Genomic DNA, 1,995 nt, shown 5'->3' on the forward strand with positions numbered 1-1,995 from the left:
ATGCCAGACAAACGAAGCTCCGCTTCGGAAGACATAGTCCATGGTTTCAGACATTCCAGCGCATTTACGGGACCTTGTCGGGATAATAGATTGCGAACCTATGTTTCCGTTCAAGCTTTGCACAAGGGAAGCTTTGTTTCGTGATGTCTTTTTCAAGTGAATCGAGTCATCACCTCTGCTTTCTGCGCCTATCGTTACAGCTGATAGTGATGGTTCTCTTATTCGTAACCCTTTCACGGATTCAGGATTTATCACAATTTCGGAGTAACTTTTTTGTTCTTTTCCATAACAACGATACGCAACTACTCACTCAATCAAATGATCAAAAAAAGGGACCCCGCAAGGTCAATGTCATTAAGATAAGGCGCGGAAACCATAATCAAGCACAAGAGCAGGTTATCAAAAAGATAGCCCGCTCTTTTTTTTGTTTCAAAAGAAAATCAAGACTTAACAGGTAGATGGATATGTGTGGCGAAGCCCCTTGAAAAAACGAGGAGGTTACGCCAATGAATGAGTACGCGAATTCGCTAAAAGAAACGCTGACATCCCTCATACGAGAAATGGCAGCCGCACCAGCACCTTATGTCAAAAACCCTGAAAAAGATTTTACCCGAAAGAAAAAGCTATCCTTTGAAACGGTGATGCAACTCCTGATCTCCATGGGGGGCAACAGCATATATAAGGAACTCCTGGAATCCCAAGGTTATAACGTAAACACCGCAACCACTTCCGCTTTTGTCCAACAGAGGAATAAAATCCTGCCGTCTGCTGTGGAATTCTTGTTTCACGCATTTACGCAATCGTATACGGATATCAAGGACTACCGAGGGTATCGATTACTTGCCGTTGACGGTTCGGATTTACATATCGCAACTGACTCTGCGGACACGGACACCTATTTTCAAAGTCAACCGAACACGAAAGGCTATAGCCTTCTGCATTTGAACGCTGCCTATGACTTGTGCAACAGACTGTACGTGGATGCCATTGTTCAACCACGAAGGTTGTGCAACGAGGGAAGGGCGCTGGCTGCTATGGTTGACCGTTCTCCCATCAAGGGCAAAACCATTGTTATTGCCGATAGAGGTTATGAAAGTTACAACAATTTCGCGCACCTTGAACGCAAAGGGTGGAACTATGTCATACGGGTAAAGGATTTGGATTCCAATGGTATTCTTTCGGGCTTGCGTTTGCCCTCTAGCGGAGAGTTTGATAGGGACGTTCATCTGACACTCACCAAAAAACAAACCAAAGAGGTCAAGGCTAATCCCGAGATGTACAAGTTCGTTCCTTCCACGTCTACATTTGATTTTTTGGATTTGCATGAGAACTTGTTTTACCCGATTACCTTTCGGGTTGTTCGTTTCGTCCTGCCTCATGGCGCTTATGAGACCGTCATTACGAATCTTTCTGCCGCTGATTTCCCACCCGATGAAATCAAGTCTATGTATAACAGGCGATGGGGCATTGAAACCTCTTTCAGGGCATTAAAGTACACTGTCGGTCTGACGAATTTTCACGCAAAGAGACGAGAGTCCATCACCCAAGAGATTTTCGCAAGAATGATCATGTACAATTTCGCTGAAATGATGACCTCACACGTCGTCATTTCCCAAATGGATAAACGGCACTCATACCAAGTCAACTTCACGGTTGCCGTTCACGTTTCTAGACATTTCCTGCGCTCACGGCACGATGAACCCCCGCCCGATGTTGAAGCACTGATCCGCAAAAACATTTTGCCGATTCGCCCCGTTCGCCCAGGGCAGCAGAATACGCGCAAAATACGCTACAAATCAGTTGTTAGCTTCGTCTATAGAGTAGCATAATTCGTTTCATATGAACATTTTTTAAGCGGATCTTCCGTCCGCTTTGTTTGCTGTACGCTTTTTCCTTGCTTGCACCAAAAACAAACGGCACAGGGCTTTTTCCCATGCCGTTTCGGATTCCATTTTTATTTCCGCTCTTGTCTTTGAGCTTAACTTAATGACATTG

Annotated in this window: 1 protein-coding gene; it reads left to right on the top strand. The window is 44.8% G+C overall.

The genetic code is table 11. From position 1 onward, the window contains the following. Positions 1-506 precede the first annotated feature (506 nt). Complete coding sequence (locus ABD76_RS21615) at positions 507-1,829, top strand: IS4 family transposase (RefSeq protein ID WP_197257525.1); 1,323 nt, start codon at positions 507-509, stop codon at positions 1,827-1,829. Positions 1,830-1,995 lie beyond the last annotated feature (166 nt).

Origin of the sequence: Paenibacillus dendritiformis (assembly GCF_015845845.1) — a bacterium.
In the GTDB taxonomy this organism is placed as follows: Bacteria; Bacillota; Bacilli; order Paenibacillales; family Paenibacillaceae; genus Paenibacillus_B; species Paenibacillus_B dendritiformis_C.

What these genes read in the sequence shown, in the direction of transcription:
- ABD76_RS21615 (WP_197257525.1), top strand. Translation starts at nt 507, where the DNA reads ATGAATGAGTACGCGAATTCGCTAAAAGAAACGCTGACATCCCTCATA.